This is a genomic window from Pantoea septica, from assembly GCF_002095575.1.
In the GTDB taxonomy this organism is placed as follows: domain Bacteria; phylum Pseudomonadota; class Gammaproteobacteria; order Enterobacterales; family Enterobacteriaceae; genus Pantoea; species Pantoea septica.
In genome coordinates this window covers 78,799-94,759 of record NZ_MLJJ01000018.1, presented here as the reverse complement: position 1 = coordinate 94,759, position 15,961 = coordinate 78,799, and the positions used below count along the sequence as shown (strand labels likewise).

Genomic DNA, 15,961 nt, shown 5'->3' with positions numbered 1-15,961 from the left:
TGAAAAACAGGGCATTAGCGGCTATTGCCGCGTCGTCGGGCGAAAGCGCAGCAGCCGGTTGGCGTTGCCGACCACGGTAATCGACGACAGCGCCATCGCCGCGCCCGCTACTACCGGGCTGAGCAGCGCGCCGGTCAGTGGATAGAGCACGCCCGCCGCCAGCGGAATGCCCAGGCTGTTGTAGATAAAGGCGCCCAGCAAATTCTGACGAATATTACGCAGCGTCGCGCTGGAGAGCGCCAGCGCGTCGGCGACGCTGTTAAGATCGGCGCGCATCAGGGTAATGGGCGCGGTTTCCACCGCCACGTCGCTGCCGCCGCCCATGGCGATGCCGACGTCCGCCTGCGCCAGCGCCGGGGCGTCGTTGATGCCGTCGCCGATCATGGCGACGCGGCGGCCCTGCTGCTGCAGCGCGGCGATAGTCTGCGCCTTTGCTTCCGGCAGCACGCCGGCGATCACCTCGTCGATGCCCGCCTCCTGCGCAATGGCGCGCGCGGTCTCTTCCCGATCGCCGGTCAGCATCATCAGGCGGTAACCCGCCTGATGCAGCCGCGCCAGCGCCGCTTTGCTCTCGGGACGTAGCTGGTCGCGCAGCGCAATCAGGCCGACAAGCTCGCCGTCCTGCGCCAGCAGCACCGGCGTCGCGCCCTGACGCGACAGCCGCTCGATATCCGGCTGCGCCTGCTGCAGGGCGACAGCGTTATCCTGCATCAGCGCCGCATTGCCCAGCAGCAGCGGCTTGCCGTCGAGTATGCCGCTGACGCCTTTGCCGCGTATTGTACGAAATTGCGCTATTTCGCCCGTGTTCATAGCAATCGCTGCCGCGGTAATCGCCTGCGCCAGCGGGTGGCTGGCGTTTTGCTCCAGCGCGGCGGCGGTCTGCACCACCGCCTCGCGCGACCAGCCGTACCACGTCACCACCTCGTCGAGCTGCGGCGTGCCGGCCGTCAGCGTGCCGGTTTTATCAAATACCAGCGTATCAATGCGGCTGGCGCGCTGCAGCGCGTCGGCGTCGCGCACCAGCACGCCCAGCTCGGCGGCGCGCCCGACCCCCGCAATAATCGACATCGGCGTCGCGAGACCTAGCGCGCAGGGGCAGGCGATAATCAAAACCGTGGTGGCGATCACCAGCGTGTAGGCGATCTGCGGCTGCGGACCGAACAGATACCAGATGGCGGCGCTAATCAGGGCGATGGCGACCACCACCGGCACGAAAACCGCCGAGATGCGGTCGGCGAGGCGACCCACGTCCGGTTTGCTGCTCTGCGCCTGGCGCACCAGATGAATAATGCGCGACAGCGCGGTGTGCTGGCCGGTGGCGCGCGCCACGAAGCGCACCGCGCCGTCCTGCACCAGCGTCCCGGCGTAGACCTTATCGCCGGCGCGTTTGCCCTGCGGCACCGCTTCGCCGGTCAGCATCGCCTCATCAAGCCAGGCTTCGCCGTCGGTAATGTCGCCGTCCACCGGCACGCGATCGCCCGTGGTCAGGCGCAGCGTCATGCCCGGCTGCACCGCGCTGAGCGGCACCAGCATTTCGCCCTGCTCGCTGACGAGGCGCGCCTGCGCGGGCGTCAAATCGAGCAGCCGCTCAAGCGCCTTAGAGGAGCGCTGGCGCGCGCGCTGCTCCAGCGCGTGGCCGAGATTGATCAGGCCAATAATCATCACGCTGGCTTCAAAATAGAGATGCCGCGCCTGAACGGGAAAAAAGTCGGGCCAGAGGGCGACGCTGATGGAGTAGATCCAGGCGGCAGCGGTGCCGAGCGCCACCAGCGTGTCCATAGTGGCGCTGCCGTTGCGCAGGCTGCGCCACGCGCTGCGGTAGAAGTGGCCGCCGGCGACAACCATAATCAGCAGCGTGACGGTGCCGATAGCGAGCCAGAGCGTGCGGTTGGCGTCGCTGAGCATCATATTGTCGCCGAGCATGCCCCAGATCATCAGGGGCGCGCCGAACGCCAGCGCCAGCGCCGCCTGCCAGCTAAAGCGGCGCATCGCTTTGCGCGCGCTGCTCTGCTGCCTGTCGCGCCGCTCCTGTTCATCCTGCACCGGCTGAGCGTGGTAGCCCGCCGCGTCGACCGCCTCGACCAGCTGCTGCGCAGAGGCGTCGCCCATCACCAGCGCGCTGCGTTCGCCAAGGTTGACGCGCGCCTGGGTCACGCCAGGCACTTTTTCCAGCGCCTTCTCTACCCGGCTGACGCAGCTGGCGCAGCTCATGCCTTCGATAAGCAGAAACTGCGCATTTTCATGCTCCTGTGCCGGTTGGGTTTCCGCCACCGTTGTCAGCGCCTCCGGCGGCGGCTCTGAAGCTGTCAACGGCTCAGGCTTTGGGTGGCTGTCGCCGCTGAGCGTGGCGTGATAGCCCGCTTCTTCCACCGTTGCGATTAGCGCGGCGGCGTCGGCGCTGCCGACAACCTGCGCCTCCTGCTGCGTGACGCTGGCCTGTTCGACATCGTCGCGCTGTTCGAGCGCTTCTTTAACGCGTTTGACGCAGTGGCCGCAGGAAAGGCCTTCCAGCGCCAGCGAGATAGTATGAGACATAGCGTGCTCCTGTTTTGTCGCCGTTAACAATGTGAGCTTTTTATCACTCGTGATACAGGCTAAACCTTCCATCAAGGGGAAGGTCAAACTATTTTTACCAGACTGGCCGCGCTCGATTTTTAAGGAGGAGCAGGGTGAATATCAGCGATGTAGCGAAAAAAACCGGGTTGACCAGCAAGGCGATCCGTTTCTACGAAGAGAAGGGCGTGGTGACGCCGCCGTTGCGCAGCGACAATGGCTATCGTCGCTACAGCGCGCATCACCTCGATGAGCTTAATCTGCTGCGCCAGGCGCGCCAGGTGGGTTTTACCCTCGACGAGTGCCGCGAGCTGGTGACGCTGTTCAACGATCCGACGCGACACAGCGCCGACGTCAAAGCGCGCACCCTGCAGAAAGCGGCGGAGATCGCCGCCCATATCGAAGAGCTGCAGGCGATGCGCATGCGGCTGCTGGCGCTGGCCGACGCCTGTCCGGGCGACGAAGGCGCGGAGTGCCCGATTATCAATAATCTGGCGGGATGCTGCGGCCATAGCCAGCCCGATTAGCGCGGCGTAATGTGCAGCGTTATGCCCTCGACGCCCGTCACGACGACCTGCGCCCCTGCCGGCAGATCCCGATCGGCCTGCACGCGCCAGCTGCTGTCCCCTAGCCGCACGTGGCCGATGCCGTTGACCAGCGGCGCATCCAGCGTCAGAAGGGTGCCGATCAGCTGATTGCCGCGCTGGTTAAGGGCGTTGGGCTGCTGATGGCGCTCGCGATGGCGCATCCAGCGATACCAGAGATAAACGCAGACCAGCGTCAGCAGGGCGAACAGCGAGCCCTGCGCTGTCCAGCTGAAGGGCGCCAGCCATTCCACGATCCCCACCAGCACCGCCGCGATGCCGCTCCACAGCAGATAGCCGCTGGTGCCGAGCATCTCCGCCGCCAGCAGCAGTCCGCCGAGGGTCAGCCAGAACCAGTGCGGATGGGCGATGATTTCCATCAACATCAGCGTTTCGACTCTGAAGAGGCGCCTTTAAGCAGCTCGCTGATGCCCGCTACCGAGCCGAGCAGGCTGCTGGCGTCCAGCGGCATCATCACCACTTTGCTGTTGCTGGCTTCGCCAATTTTCTGCAGCGCGTCGGTATATTTCTGCGCCACGAAGTAGTTCACCGCCTGAATGTCGCCCGCCGCGATCGCTTCGGAGACCATTTTCGTGGCGCGCGCTTCGGCTTCCGCCTGGCGTTCGCGCGCTTCCGCCTGCAGGAATGCCGAGGTGCGCTCGCCTTCAGCCTTCAGAATGCGCGACTGCTTGTCGCCCTCGGCGCGCAGAATCGCCGCCTGGCGCACGCCTTCCGCCGCAAGGATGTCGGCGCGCTTGGTGCGCTCCGCCTTCATCTGCGCGTTCATGGCGGCGATCAGCTCCTGCGGCGGACGCACGTCGCGGATTTCGATGCGGGTGATTTTCACGCCCCAGGGATTGGTCGCCTCGTCGACGATGTGCAGCAATCGGGTGTTGATGTTATCGCGCTGCGACAGCATTTCATCCAGCTCCATGCCGCCGAGCACGGTGCGGATGTTGGTCATGGTGAGGTTGATGATCGCCAGTTCGAGATTGCTGACCTCGTAGGCGGCGCGCGCCGGATCCACCGCCTGAATAAAACAGACGGCGTCGATGGTGACGTTGGCGTTGTCTTTGGAGATGACCTCCTGCGAGGGAATATCGAGCACCCGCTCCATCATATTGATCTTGCGGCCAATACGATCCATAAAGGGCACGACCAGACTCAGCCCGGGCTGCAGCGTGCGGGTGTAGCGGCCGAAGCGCTCGACGGTCCACTGATAGCCCTGCGGCACGATCTTGACGCCCGCCCATACCGTGACCAGCGCCAGCACAATCAGCGCAGGAATGACTGTTAACATATAACCTCCCAATTGTTAATGTACGGGCCGAGTCGCTTCGGCCCGGATGTCGCGCCGCCGGTTTAGTAGAGCAGCGAGTAGAGCTGGCGACGGTAGCGGGCCGCGAGCGCGTCGCCGGTGCCGAGCGCCGCGAGGATCTCCTGCAGCATTTTGCGCACCTGGCCGTCCGCCGCGTTCATATCGCGCTTCAGGAAGCCGAACAGCAGCTCCAGCGCCTCTTCGTTACGGCCTACCTGATGCAGCTGTAACGAGAGCTTGGCAGCCAGCTCGGCATTGGCGGGATCGCTCTCCAGCTGCGCCTGCAGCTGCTGGATTTCCGGCGTATCGGCCGCCTGCTTTAGCAGATCGATCTGCGCCATCAGGCTCTGATAGCGGGTATCCTGATCCTGCAGCGGCACCTTCGCCAGCACCTCTTCCGCTTCGTCGCTGCGGTTCAGGCCGATCAAGACCTCCGCCAGCAAAAAGCCGATTTCGCTCGCCTGGCGGCTGAGCTGCCAGGCCTCTTTCAGCAGCGGCAGCGCCTCCAGCAGTTTGCCTTCTTCCATCAGCGCCAGCGCCTGCTGCGCTTTCAGCTCCTCTTCGCGCGGCAGCACTTTTTCCAGCAGCGCGCGCACCGCCTTTTCAGGCTGCGGCCCCTGGAAACCGTCGACCGGCTGGCCGTTCTGGAACAGATAGACCGTCGGGATTGAGCGCAGGCCGAACTGCGACGCCACCATTTGCTCTTTGTCGCAGTCGAGCTTCGCCAGAATAAACTGGCCGGCGTACTCCTGCGCCAGACGCTCCAGCAGCGGGGTCAGCTGCTGACAATGTTGGCTGCGATCCGACCAGAAATAGAACAGCACCGGGATCTGCATGGACTGTTCCAGCGTCTGATGCAGGTTGGATTCGTTAACGTCGATAATCGAAGCTTGTGGTGACATGACTAAGTCTCTTGGCAGAAAGTGTTTAAAGAATATGGGGCCGGACAGGCCCGCTTCAAGATGAATTCTCAGCGGCTGCTTAAAATGCGATCCAGCATCCAGCCCGGCAGCACTCTTTTCAGGATGCTCATCGCATGTGCGACCAGGGTCACCGGATAGCGCAGGCGCGGACGGGGGCTCTCCAGCGCGTGCCGCAGCTTCGGCAGGATCGCCTCCGGCGGCAGGGTAAAGCGCGCGGCGATGCCGGGGTTGCGCACCGGCTGGTCCGGCTCGCCCTGGGTCACGTTGTCGGTGAAGCGGGTGTGAATAGGCCCCGGCTCGATCAGGCTGACGCGCACGCCGCTGCGGCGCAGCTCAAGACGCAGCGCGTCGCTCCAGGCCTCGAGCGCGTATTTGCTGGCGGCGTAGGCACCGCGGCCCGGCGTGGAGATCAACCCGAGCACGGAGCTGGTATTGACGATGCGCGCGTCGCCGTGCGCTTCCAGCGCGGGCAGCAGCCGCATTGTCAGCTGATGAGCGCCGAAGAAGTTGGTAGAGAACTGCTGCTCCAGCTGCTGGCGCGACAGCGTGCGCAGCGGGCCGTACAGGCCGAAGCCGCCGTTGTTGAACAGCGCGAACAGACGATGCGCCGTCAGCGTCAGAATTTCATCGGCGGCGCGATCGATGCTCGCCGCGTCGTCAAGATCGAGGGCGACGGCGACAAAGCCCTGCGCGCGCATTCGCTCGACATCCTCGGGCTTGCGGCAGGCGGCGATCACGCGGTAGCCGCGCGCCAGCAGATCCTGCGCCGCCACCAGACCGATACCGCTGGAACAGCCGGTAATTACAACGGTTTTTTGCATATCTTTACCCATAAAAAGCGCGTCGCCGCAGGTTACTCATGCTTAACTAAAGGGGCCAGTTCTTTCGCCATCAGCTCGGCGATAAAGGGCTGCGCATCGGGGTTCGGGTGGATGCCGTCCTGCTGCATCCATTCAGGTTTCAGGTAGACCTGCTCCATGAAAAAGGGCACCAGAGGAATGTTGTACTGCTGTGCCAGTCTGGGATAGATCCCGCTGAACGCTTCCGTATAACGCCGCCCGTAATTGGCGGGCAGACGCACCTGCATCAGCAGCGGCTCGGCGTTCGCCGCCTTTACGTCGTCGATGATTTTACGCAGATCCCGCTCGATAGCCTGCGGCGGAAAGCCGCGCAGGCCGTCGTTACCGCCCAGTTCGATTAACACCCACTGCGGCTGATGCTGTTTTAATAGCGCCGGCAAGCGCGCCAGTCCCTGCGCAGCGGTGTCGCCGCTGATGCTGGCGTTGACCACTTTGGGCTGCTGCTGCCAGCTGCCGTTCAGCAGGCTCGGCCAGGCGGCGCTGGCCGACATGCGATAGCCGGCGCTCAGGCTGTCGCCTAACACTAACAGGGTGTTCGCAGCGGCCAGATGCGATGCCAGCAGAAGAACGAAAAACAGGAAAGAGTAATGCCAGCGGAAAACATTCTTGAAGTTCATCATCTTACAAAGTCCGTCGGTCAGGGGGAACACCAGTTGTCCATCCTTACCGGAGTTGACTTCATTGTCAAACGGGCCGAAACCATCGCGCTGATCGGCGAGTCCGGATCCGGCAAATCGACGCTGCTGGGCATTCTGGCGGGCCTCGACGACGGCAGCAGCGGTGAGGTCAGGCTGCTGGGACAGCCTCTGCACCTGCTCGACGAAGAGCAGCGCGCCGCGCTGCGGGCGACGCAGGTCGGCTTTGTTTTTCAGTCCTTTATGCTGGTGCCGACGCTGAACGCGCTGGAGAACGTGCAGCTGCCTGCGCTGCTGCGCGGCGAGAGCGACCGCCGGAGCCGCGAGCAGGCGCGCGAGCTGTTAACCCAACTGGGATTGGGCGAGCGCCTGACGCATCTGCCCGCGCAGCTCTCCGGCGGCGAACAGCAGCGCGTGGCGCTGGCGCGTGCCTTTAACGGGCAGCCCGGCCTGCTGTTCGCCGATGAGCCTACCGGCAATCTGGACCGGAAAACCGGCGACCGCATCGCCGATCTGCTTTTCTCGCTCAACCGCGACTACGCCACCACGCTGATTCTGGTGACGCATGACGAACAGCTGGCGGCGCGCTGTGACCGCCGCCTGAGGCTGCGCGACGGCAAAGTGTGGGAGGAGCGATGATCTGGCGCTGGTTCTGGCGCGAGTGGCGCTCGCCCTCGCTGCTGATTGTCTGGATGGCGCTGACGCTGTCGGTGGCCTGCGTGCTGGCGCTGGGCGCCATCGGCGACCGCATGGAGAAAGGACTCAGCCAGCAGAGCCGCGACTTTATGGCGGGCGACCGCACGCTGCGCAGCAGCGCGGCGGTGCCGGACGCCTGGCTGGCGAAGGCGCGGGAAGAGGGGCTAAGCGTCAGCGGGCAGCTTAGCTTTATGACCATGACCTTCGCCGGCGAGACGCCGCAGCTGGCGGCGGTCAAGGCGGTCGATAACCGCTATCCGATGTTCGGCGAGCTGCAGACCGACCCGGCGGGCCTGAAACCCACGCCCGGCACGGCGCTGGCTGCGCCGCGGCTAATGGCGCTGCTTAACCTCAAGGTGGGCGACAGGCTGGATGTCGGCGACGCCAGCCTGCGCATCGTGGGCGAGGTGATTCAGGAGCCGGACGGCGGCTTTAATCCCTTTCAGATGGCGCCGCGCCTGCTAATCAACCTTGAAGATGCGCAGAAGACCGGCGCGATTCAGCCGGGCAGCCGCCTGACCTGGCGTTATAAGTTCGCCGGCGAGCCGCAGCAGCTGGCGCGCTACGATCGCTGGATCCAGCCGCAGCTGAAGGCGGATCAGCGCTGGATCAGCGTTGAGAATTCCGAAGACGCGCTGGGGCGCTCAATGCAGCGCGCCCAGCAGTTTCTGCTGCTCTCCGCCTTGCTGACCCTGATGCTGGCCATCGCCGCCGTCGCGGTGGCGATGAGCCACTACTGCCGCAGCCGCTACGATCTGGTCGCGGTGCTGAAAACGCTGGGGGCGACGCGGGACGCGCTGCGTCGGCTTATCGTCGGCCAGTGGCTGGCGGTGCTGCTATTGGCGGCGGCGTGCGGCGGGGCGCTTGGGATGGGCGTCGAGGCGCTGCTGATGCAGATGCTGAAGCCGGTGCTGCCCGCGACCCTGCCGCCCGCCAGCGGCTGGCCGTGGCTCTGGGCGATCGGCTCGCTGTTCGCGATCTCGCTGCTGGTGGGTCTGCGCCCCTATCGACTGCTGCTGGCGACCCAGCCGCTGCGCGTGCTGCGTCGCGACGCGGTGGCCGATATCTGGCCGCTGAAGCGCTATATCCCGGCGATGGGCGTGGTGGTGATTGCGCTGCTGGCGCTGCTGGTGGGCGGCAGCAAGATGCTGTGGGCGCTGCTGGCGGGCGTGGCGGCGCTGGCCGGCGTGCTGGCGCTGCTGGGCTGGGGCACGCTGTTGCTGCTGCGGCGGCTGGTGGTGCGCAGCCTCGCGCTGCGGCTGGCGATTAACCGTCTGCTGCGTCAGCCGGGCATGACGCTGAGCCAGCTGGCGGCGTTTTCGCTCTCTTTTATGCTGCTGGCGCTGCTGCTGGTAATGCGCGGCGATCTGCTGGACCGCTGGCAGCAGCAGCTGCCGCCGGACAGCCCAAACTATTTCCTGCTCAATATGACCCAGGATCAGGTGCCGCAGGTGCGTGCTTTCCTCGCATCGCATAAGGTGAAGCCGGAAGCCTTCTATCCCGTGGCGCGAGCGCGTCTGACCGATCTGAACGGCAAAGAGGCCGATCCGAAGCTGGATAACGCCCTGAACCGCGAACTGAATCTGACCTGGATGCGCGAGCGGCCCGATCACAATCCGCTGACGGCGGGTCGCTGGCCGCCGCAGCCGGGCGAAGTGTCGATGGAGGCGGAACTCGCCGGCCGCCTGGGGGTGAAGCTGGGCGATACGCTGACCTTTACCGGCGATACCCAGACCTTTAGCGCAAAAATTACCAGCCTGCGCAAGGTGGACTGGGAGAGCCTGCGGCCGAACTTCTTCTTTATCTTTCCGCCCGGCGCGCTGGATGCGCAGCCGCAAACCTGGCTGACCAGCTTCAGGCTGGATAGCGATCCGGCGCTGCTGGCGCAGCTGAACCGCGCCTTTCCGACGCTGAGCCTGCTCGATATCGGCAGCATTATGCGGCAGATCGGCCTGGTACTGACGCAGGTGAGCCAGGCGCTGGAGATTATGGTGGTGCTGGTGACCTTCTGCGGCGTGCTGCTGCTGCTGGCGCAAATTCAGGTCGGGATGCATCAGCGCCGCCAGGAGCTGGTGGTCTGCCGCACGCTGGGCGCCAGCAAGAGATTGCTGCGCGCGACGCTGTGGTGCGAGTTCGCGCTGCTCGGCGTGGTCTCCGGCGTGGCGGCGGCGCTGGGAGCGGAAGCGGCGCTCTGGGCGCTGCAGCGCAAAATCTTCGACTTCCCGTGGCAGCCCGACTGGACGCTGTGGCTGGCGCTGCCGCTGGGCGGCGCGCTGCTGCTTTCGCTGTGCGGCGGCTGGCTGGGCGTGCGGCTGCTGCGCGGCAAGGCGCTGTTCCGGCGCGCGGAGGGATTCTGATCATCGGCTCTTGCTTACTTCAGGCCGCAATTAAAGCCCGCAAGCGGGTAACATGGACCGAAGAGCAAAGCGTCCCACGCCAGGGATGGCGTGGGCCGAGCTGGCAAGGATGCCGCTTTTTGCGTCTTTGCGATCGGGCCATGTTACCCGCGCTGGCACTTTATTAATAAACCTCGTGGGATATACTGGCTAATCAGAACTTCGCTGCGGCCCAGGCGATGCCGCTGGCGTACTCCGGCGGCAGCATCGGCACCAGCGCCGCTAGCGCCGCGGTCAGCCGCGCGCTATCGCTGTCGGTCAGGTTGAGATGCCCGACCTTGCGGCCCGGGCGCACCTCTTTGTCATACCAGTGCAGATGCACCAGCGGCTGCTGCAGCCAGTCGCTGTTCAGCGCGGTGCCGATCAGATTGACCATCACCGACGGCGCGAACACCACCGGCTGCGGCAGCGCCAGGCCCAGTACGGCGCGCAGATGCAGCTCGAACTGGCTGATGGAGGCGCCGTTCTGCGTCCAGTGTCCGCTGTTGTGCACGCGCGGCGCCAGCTCGTTGATCAGCAGACCTTCCGGCGTAACGAAGCACTCCATCGCCATCACGCCGACATAGTTCAGCTCCTGCATAATGGCGCCGAGCATCGCTTCCGCCTGCGTCTGCTGCGCGGCGTCCGCCTGGGGGAAGGCGACGCTGGTGCGCAGAATGCCCTCCTGATGCAGGTTGTGCGTCAAAGGGTAGAACACGGTGCGGCCATCCCGACCGCGCGCCCCCACCAGCGACACCTCGCCGGAGAAATTAATGCCCTGTTCAACGATGCACTCGCCGTAGCACTCATCCGGCAGCGCGTCGGTTTCCTCCGCACGCAGCCGCCACTGGCCGCGGCCGTCATAGCCGCCGGTGCGGCGCTTAACGATGGCCAGCTCGCCCAGCGAGGCAAACACCTGCGGCCATTCGCTTTTATCGGCCAGCAGCTGCCAGGGCGCGGTGGCGAGATGCAGCTGATCGAGTAGCTGCTTCTGCGTCAGGCGATCTGCCAGACGCGGAAAAATATCGCGATTCACAAAGGCGGGATGGACGGCCAGCTCGCGCGTCAGCGCGGTCTCCGGCCAGCGCTCGATTTCGGCGGTGATCACGCTCTGCGCAATCGGCAGGGCGTTCGGTTCGGCGTCGAGGCCAACCGGGTACACGGCGATGCCCAGCGGCTCGCCCGCCTGGCGCAGCATACGGCCCAGCTGGCCGTTGCCCAGTACGCAAACCGGCTTCATGCGTCCTCCCGCGGATCCGGGTTATTCAGCACCTCGTCGGTTTGCGCCTGGCGCCAGGCGCCAAGGCGCGCGGCCAGCGCCGCGTCGTGGATCGCCAGGATCTGCGCCGCCAGCAGCGCGGCGTTGGCCGCGCCCGCTTTGCCGATCGCCAGGGTGCCGACCGGAATGCCGCGCGGCATCTGCACGATAGAGTAGAGGCTGTCGACACCGCTCAGCGCTGCGCTCTGCACCGGCACGCCCAGCACCGGCACCAGGGTTTTCGCCGCCAGCATGCCCGGCAGATGCGCCGCGCCGCCCGCGCCCGCGATAATCACCTGATAGCCGCTGTCCGCGGCGGTTTCGGCGAAGCTGAACAGCTTGTCCGGCGTGCGGTGCGCGGAGACCACTTCAACGTGGAAGGGCACGTCCAGGCTGGTGAGGATTTCCGCAGCGAACTGCATGGTGGACCAGTCACTTCTGGAGCCCATTACAATGGCAATGCGGGCCGGGGCGGCGTTGGATGACATGCGGTCAACTCCTGTGAATAAACAAACGAACCTGGCCGGTCGGGCAGGTAAAGAAGGGCACAGAGAATAGCATGAGAAAGGCGGAAGGAAAACGGTTGCGTCGCCGCCTTTCCGGCACGTTGAGCGCCGTTTTAAAAGTCGAACTCGATAAGGCTGACGCCGCTGGCATCCAGCTGGATCATCGAGCCGCGCTCATGCCATGCGCCTAAAACTGCGCGCTCGGCGGGCTCTCCCTGTAACGTGAAGCGGTGGATCGCCGGACGGTGGGTGTGGCCGTGGATCATCAGGCGCGTCTGCTGACGCACCATCGCCGACTCAACCGCGTTGGCGTTGACGTCCATAATGGTGAGCGACTTATGCTGGTTCGCCTGTTTGCTGCCGTCGCGCATGCGCGCGGCGATGCGCTGGCGAATAAACAGCGGCAGGGCGAGAAAAAGGCGTTGCAGCCAGCGCTGATGCACTTTGGCGCGAAAGCGCTGATAGCCCGCGTCGTCGGTGCAGAGCGTATCGCCGTGCAGGATCAGCACGCGATGGCCGTAGCAGATCAGCACCTGCTCTTCCGGCAGCAGCGTCATGCCGCTGGCGCGGCCGTAAGCCTTGCCGAGCAGGAAATCGCGGTTGCCGTGAATAAAGTAGACCGGAACCGGCAGCGCGCGCAGCGCATCGGCCACCTGCTGGTGCAGCGGGTTGGGATCGTCATCGCCGATCCAGGCTTCAAACAGATCGCCAAGGATATAGAGCGCGTCGCAGCGCGGCGCTTCACGCGCCAGAAAACGCAGAAAACCGGCGGTGATCGCCGGTTCTTCCTGACACAGATGCAAATCTGCGATAAACAGGGTGCGCGACATTACTCGCTGACGGTAACTTTCTGGATGACGACGTCATCTTTCGGTACGTCCTGGTGCATGCCGCTGCGGCCGGTAGAAACCGCTTTGATTTTGTCGACCACGTCCATGCCTTCCACTACTTCTGCGAATACGCAATAACCCCAGCCCTGCAGGCTCTCGTCACGGAAGTTCAGGAAGTCGTTGTCGGCGACGTTGATAAAGAACTGCGCGGTAGCAGAATGCGGAGCGGAGGTGCGCGCCATCGCCAGCGTGCCGCGGGTGTTTTTCAGGCCGTTGTTCGCTTCGTTGCGAATTTCAGCTTTGGTCTCTTTCTGCTTCATGCCTGGCTCAAAACCGCCGCCCTGGATCATAAAGCCGTTGATAACACGATGGAAAATGGTGTTATCGTAAAAACCTTCACGGCAGTATTCGAGGAAGTTTTGCACGGTAGCGGGCGCTTTATCGTCGAAGGTTTTAATTACGATGTCGCCGTGGTTGGTCTGGAAAGTAACCATCATTCTCGTCCTGTAAAGGTTGTCGTCAGCTGTCTGGCCGCCGCAAAGCGCGCTGGCCATTTTTGTCGACGCCTCTTATATCATAAATTCCAATGACGCGTCAGCACGCCCGCGGCGCTCTCGGCACGCTGCCGTCGCGCAAGCGCGAAAAATACGGCACAATAACTGAATAACCTGATAAAAGTGTTTACCGCACTCGTCTAAACGGAACTGTTCAATGCTAAAGATTTATAACACCCTGAGTCGACAGAAAGAGGAATTCAAACCTATCCATGCTGGCGAAATCGGCATGTACGTGTGCGGTATCACGGTGTACGACCTCTGTCATATCGGCCACGGGCGCACCTTCGTGGCGTTCGACGTGGTTGCCCGCTACCTGCGCTACAGCGGCTATCGTCTGAACTACGTGCGCAATATTACCGATATCGACGATAAGATCATTCGACGCGCCAATGAAAACGGCGAAAGCATCGAAACCCTCACCAACCGCATGATTGGCGAGATGCACAACGATTTCGCCGCGCTCGGCATTCTGCCGCCGGATCAGGAGCCGCGCGCCACGCGCCATATCGCCGAGATTATCGAGCTGGTAGAGCGTCTGATCGAACGGGGTCACGCCTATGTCGCCGACAATGGCGACGTGATGTTCGACGTGTTGAGCGATGCCGATTACGGCGCGCTGTCGCGACAGGATCTGGAGCAGCTGCAGGCCGGTGCGCGCGTGGAAGTAGCCGAAGCGAAGCGCAACCCGATGGACTTCGTGCTGTGGAAGATGTCGAAAGCAGACGAGCCCGCCTGGCCTTCGCCGTGGGGCAACGGCCGTCCCGGCTGGCATATCGAGTGCTCGGCAATGAACTGCAAACAGCTCGGCGCGCACTTCGACATTCACGGCGGCGGCTCGGATCTGATGTTCCCGCACCATGAAAACGAGATCGCCCAGTCGACCTGCGCCCATGACGGTCCCTATGTTAACTACTGGATGCACTCCGGTATGGTGATGGTGGATCGCGAGAAGATGTCGAAATCGCTCGGCAACTTCTTCACCGTGCGCGACGTGCTGCAGCACTACGACGCCGAAACGGTGCGCTACTTCCTGATGTCGGGCCACTACCGCAGCCAGCTTAATTACGGCGAAGAGAACCTTAACCAGGCGCGCGCGGCGCTGGAGCGCCTTTACACCGCGCTGCGCCACACCGATCGCAGCGTCGCGCCGGCGGGCGGCGAAGCGTTTGACGCACGCTTCCGCGCGGCGATGGATGACGACTTCAACACGCCGGAAGCTTACTCGGTGCTGTTCGATATGGCGCGCGAGGTCAATCGTCTGAAAGGCGAAAACGGCGACTCGGCCAGTGCGCTGGCGGCGAAGCTGCGCGAGATCGCCAACGTGCTGGGCATCCTGCAACAGGATCCCGAGCAGTTCCTGCAGAGCGGCGCGCAGGCCAACGCCGACGACGTCGCCGAGATCGAGCGCTGGGTGCAGGCCCGCGCCGACGCGCGCAGAGAGAAAAACTGGGCGCAGGCCGATATCGCGCGCGACAAGCTGAACGAGCTGGGCGTGATTGTGGAGGACGGGCCGCAGGGCTCTACCTGGCGTCGTAAGTAACATCGCAAAGGGCGCTCAGGCGCCCTTTTTTATGCTTCAGCTGGTGCCAGGAAGGGGTTGTGCGGCATCGCGAGTGGACAAGGGCGGTGTTCAGAAAGTGACAGGGCAAGGCGCGTATGGCAGAAGAGTAGGGCGAGGCGGGACGCCTGGCCTTTACGCCAGGCTCCCGCTGTCGCCGCTGTCAGGCGGTAACGGTGATGCGCTGCCCGGCGAACGCGACGGTCTGCCCGGCAACGATTTTGCAGCGTTTGCGGGTTTCTACCGCGCCGTCAACGGTCACTTCGCCGTCGGCGATAACGATTTTCGCCTGCGCGCCGCTCTCTACCCAGCCTTCCAGCTTCAGCAGATCGCACAGGTCGACATGGGGGTGTTTACCCAGGCTAAAAGTCGCCATTATGCTTCCTCTTTATCATGATAAGTTTCGCACGCGTGCAGCGTATTTTCGATCAGCGTGGCGACGGTCATGGGACCTACGCCGCCCGGCACCGGCGTGATGTACGAAGCGCGCGCCGAGGCCGCGTCGAAATCGACGTCGCCGACCACTTTGCCGCTTTCCAGCCGGTTGATGCCGACATCGATCACCACCGCGCCCGGCTTAATCCAGTCGCCGGGAATAAAGCCCGGCTTGCCGACGGCGACCACCAGCAGATCGGCATGCTCGACGTGGTGACGCAGATCTTTGGTGAAGCGGTGGGTAACGGTGGTGGTGCAGCCCGCCAGCAGCAGCTCCATGCTCATCGGACGGCCCACGATATTGGAGGCGCCGACCACCACGGCGTTCAGGCCGTAGGTGTCGATATTGTAGCGCTCCAGCAGCGTCACGATGCCGCGCGGCGTGCAGGGACGCAGCGTCGGCGCGCGCTGGCAGAGACGGCCGACGTTGTAGGGATGGAAGCCGTCGACGTCTTTATCGGGCGTAATCCGTTCCAGTACTTTAACGTTGTCGATCCCGGCCGGCAGCGGCAGCTGCACCAGAATGCCGTCAATCTCCCGATCGTCATTGAGATCGTCAATTAGCTGCAGCAGCTCGGCTTCGCTGGTGGCCGCGGGCAGATCGTAAGAGCGCGACACGAATCCGACCTCTTCGCAGGCGCGGCGTTTGCTGCCGACATAAATTTGCGAAGCGGGGTTTTCGCCCACCAGCACGACTGCGAGACCCGGCGCGCGTTTACCGGCCGCCAGGCGCTGCTTTACTTTTTCCGCAACCTCAAGGCGCACCTGCTGCGCAATCGTTTTACCGTCAATAATTTTTGCTGCCATCAGAGAGGAAATCCACTGTGTTGTGTTGAATCGGGGAAGGCGCCTATTCTGTCAGAAGCGCGGCGT

General features: G+C 63.8%; 16 protein-coding genes. 4 read left to right on the top strand and 12 right to left on the bottom strand.

From position 1 onward, the window contains the following. Window positions 1-21 precede the first annotated feature (21 nt). Window positions 22-2,535, bottom strand: a complete 2,514-nt coding sequence (gene copA, locus HA46_RS11880) for a copper-exporting P-type ATPase CopA (protein WP_084884428.1) — start codon at window positions 2,533-2,535, stop codon at window positions 22-24. Between the two features lie 134 nt (window positions 2,536-2,669). On the opposite strand from copA, the gene cueR reads away from it, so the two are divergent. Continuing rightward, a complete protein-coding gene (gene cueR / locus HA46_RS11875; RefSeq protein ID WP_033788844.1) occupies window positions 2,670-3,080 on the top strand; it encodes a Cu(I)-responsive transcriptional regulator in 411 nt (136 codons plus the stop codon). Here the strand turns inward: cueR and HA46_RS11870 are convergent. The 5 genes from HA46_RS11870 to tesA all read right to left on the bottom strand — a co-directional run bounded on the left by HA46_RS11870 (window position 3,077) and on the right by tesA (window position 6,858). Further along, window positions 3,077-3,523, bottom strand: a complete 447-nt coding sequence (locus HA46_RS11870; protein ID WP_033788845.1) for an NfeD family protein — start codon at window positions 3,521-3,523, stop codon at window positions 3,077-3,079. The genes cueR and HA46_RS11870 overlap by 4 nt on opposite strands. Further along, on the bottom strand, window positions 3,523-4,437 hold the full coding sequence (locus tag HA46_RS11865) for an SPFH domain-containing protein (protein WP_033788846.1): 915 nt from the start codon (window positions 4,435-4,437) through the stop codon (window positions 3,523-3,525). Before HA46_RS11865 ends, HA46_RS11870 begins: the two co-directional genes overlap by 1 nt. Window positions 4,438-4,499: 62 nt before the next feature. Continuing rightward, window positions 4,500-5,357 carry a co-chaperone YbbN gene (locus HA46_RS11860; RefSeq protein ID WP_084884426.1) on the bottom strand — a complete coding sequence of 286 codons (858 nt, stop codon included), beginning with the start codon at window positions 5,355-5,357 and terminating at the stop codon, window positions 4,500-4,502. A 68-nt stretch (window positions 5,358-5,425) separates the two neighbouring features. Further along, window positions 5,426-6,199, bottom strand: coding sequence for an SDR family oxidoreductase (locus tag HA46_RS11855; RefSeq protein WP_033789002.1), 774 nt, complete (start codon window positions 6,197-6,199; stop codon window positions 5,426-5,428). A gap of 32 nt (window positions 6,200-6,231) precedes the next feature. Next, window positions 6,232-6,858 carry a multifunctional acyl-CoA thioesterase I/protease I/lysophospholipase L1 gene (gene tesA, locus HA46_RS11850; protein ID WP_084884435.1) on the bottom strand — a complete coding sequence of 209 codons (627 nt, stop codon included), beginning with the start codon at window positions 6,856-6,858 and terminating at the stop codon, window positions 6,232-6,234. Between tesA and ybbA the strand changes: the two genes are divergently transcribed. Together ybbA and ybbP are read left to right on the top strand one after the other, a co-directional pair. Then, window positions 6,826-7,512, top strand: coding sequence for a putative ABC transporter ATP-binding protein YbbA (ybbA, locus tag HA46_RS11845; RefSeq protein WP_033788848.1), 687 nt, complete (start codon window positions 6,826-6,828; stop codon window positions 7,510-7,512). The genes tesA and ybbA overlap by 33 nt on opposite strands. Beyond that, window positions 7,509-9,926, top strand: a complete 2,418-nt coding sequence (ybbP, locus tag HA46_RS11840) for a putative ABC transporter permease subunit YbbP (RefSeq protein ID WP_084884424.1) — start codon at window positions 7,509-7,511, stop codon at window positions 9,924-9,926. Before ybbA ends, ybbP begins: the two co-directional genes overlap by 4 nt. Window positions 9,927-10,119: 193 nt before the next feature. On the opposite strand, the gene purK is transcribed toward ybbP, so the two are convergent. From purK to ppiB, 4 genes are all read right to left on the bottom strand, one after another. Beyond that, window positions 10,120-11,184: a 5-(carboxyamino)imidazole ribonucleotide synthase gene (gene purK, locus HA46_RS11835; RefSeq protein ID WP_033788850.1), complete on the bottom strand. Its 1,065-nt coding sequence runs from the start codon at window positions 11,182-11,184 to the stop codon at window positions 10,120-10,122. Continuing rightward, window positions 11,181-11,690 (bottom strand): 5-(carboxyamino)imidazole ribonucleotide mutase, encoded by a 510-nt coding sequence (gene purE / locus HA46_RS11830; RefSeq protein WP_033788851.1) that lies wholly within the window; start codon window positions 11,688-11,690, stop codon window positions 11,181-11,183. Before purE ends, purK begins: the two co-directional genes overlap by 4 nt. Before the next feature lie 131 nt (window positions 11,691-11,821). Next, a complete protein-coding gene (lpxH, locus tag HA46_RS11825; protein ID WP_033788852.1) occupies window positions 11,822-12,538 on the bottom strand; it encodes a UDP-2,3-diacylglucosamine diphosphatase in 717 nt (238 codons plus the stop codon). Next, window positions 12,538-13,032: a peptidylprolyl isomerase B gene (gene ppiB / locus HA46_RS11820; RefSeq protein ID WP_033752889.1), complete on the bottom strand. Its 495-nt coding sequence runs from the start codon at window positions 13,030-13,032 to the stop codon at window positions 12,538-12,540. The genes lpxH and ppiB overlap by 1 nt, the downstream gene beginning before the upstream one ends. A 217-nt stretch (window positions 13,033-13,249) precedes the next feature. Here ppiB and cysS point away from each other — a divergent pair, with 217 nt between their 5' ends. Next, entirely contained in the window at window positions 13,250-14,635 is a 1,386-nt protein-coding gene (gene cysS / locus HA46_RS11815) for a cysteine--tRNA ligase (RefSeq protein WP_084884422.1), read from the top strand. 181 nt (window positions 14,636-14,816) lie between these two features. On the opposite strand, the gene ybcJ is transcribed toward cysS, so the two are convergent. Both ybcJ and folD read right to left on the bottom strand, forming a co-directional pair. Then, window positions 14,817-15,029 (bottom strand): ribosome-associated protein YbcJ, encoded by a 213-nt coding sequence (gene ybcJ / locus HA46_RS11810; RefSeq protein WP_048781499.1) that lies wholly within the window; start codon window positions 15,027-15,029, stop codon window positions 14,817-14,819. Then, complete coding sequence (gene folD, locus HA46_RS11805; RefSeq protein WP_033788854.1) at window positions 15,029-15,895, bottom strand: bifunctional methylenetetrahydrofolate dehydrogenase/methenyltetrahydrofolate cyclohydrolase FolD; 867 nt, start codon at window positions 15,893-15,895, stop codon at window positions 15,029-15,031. The genes ybcJ and folD overlap by 1 nt, the downstream gene beginning before the upstream one ends. Window positions 15,896-15,961: the final 66 nt, after the last annotated feature.

Bases quoted from the DNA above. Each gene is read 5' to 3' on its own strand.
- cysS (WP_084884422.1), top strand. From the start codon at position 13,250: ATGCTAAAGATTTATAACACCCTGAGTCGACAGAAAGAGGAATTCAAA.
- ybbA (WP_033788848.1), top strand. From the start codon at position 6,826: ATGCCAGCGGAAAACATTCTTGAAGTTCATCATCTTACAAAGTCCGTC.
- folD (WP_033788854.1), bottom strand. From the start codon at position 15,895: ATGGCAGCAAAAATTATTGACGGTAAAACGATTGCGCAGCAGGTGCGC.
- lpxH (WP_033788852.1), bottom strand. From the start codon at position 12,538: ATGTCGCGCACCCTGTTTATCGCAGATTTGCATCTGTGTCAGGAAGAA.
- HA46_RS11860 (WP_084884426.1), bottom strand. From the start codon at position 5,357: ATGTCACCACAAGCTTCGATTATCGACGTTAACGAATCCAACCTGCAT.
- HA46_RS11870 (WP_033788845.1), bottom strand. From the start codon at position 3,523: ATGTTGATGGAAATCATCGCCCATCCGCACTGGTTCTGGCTGACCCTC.
- HA46_RS11855 (WP_033789002.1), bottom strand. From the start codon at position 6,199: ATGCAAAAAACCGTTGTAATTACCGGCTGTTCCAGCGGTATCGGTCTG.
- purE (WP_033788851.1), bottom strand. From the start codon at position 11,690: ATGTCATCCAACGCCGCCCCGGCCCGCATTGCCATTGTAATGGGCTCC.
- purK (WP_033788850.1), bottom strand. From the start codon at position 11,184: ATGAAGCCGGTTTGCGTACTGGGCAACGGCCAGCTGGGCCGTATGCTG.
- tesA (WP_084884435.1), bottom strand. From the start codon at position 6,858: ATGATGAACTTCAAGAATGTTTTCCGCTGGCATTACTCTTTCCTGTTT.
- ppiB (WP_033752889.1), bottom strand. From the start codon at position 13,032: ATGGTTACTTTCCAGACCAACCACGGCGACATCGTAATTAAAACCTTC.
- ybbP (WP_084884424.1), top strand. From the start codon at position 7,509: ATGATCTGGCGCTGGTTCTGGCGCGAGTGGCGCTCGCCCTCGCTGCTG.
- HA46_RS11865 (WP_033788846.1), bottom strand. From the start codon at position 4,437: ATGTTAACAGTCATTCCTGCGCTGATTGTGCTGGCGCTGGTCACGGTA.
- copA (WP_084884428.1), bottom strand. From the start codon at position 2,535: ATGTCTCATACTATCTCGCTGGCGCTGGAAGGCCTTTCCTGCGGCCAC.
- ybcJ (WP_048781499.1), bottom strand. From the start codon at position 15,029: ATGGCGACTTTTAGCCTGGGTAAACACCCCCATGTCGACCTGTGCGAT.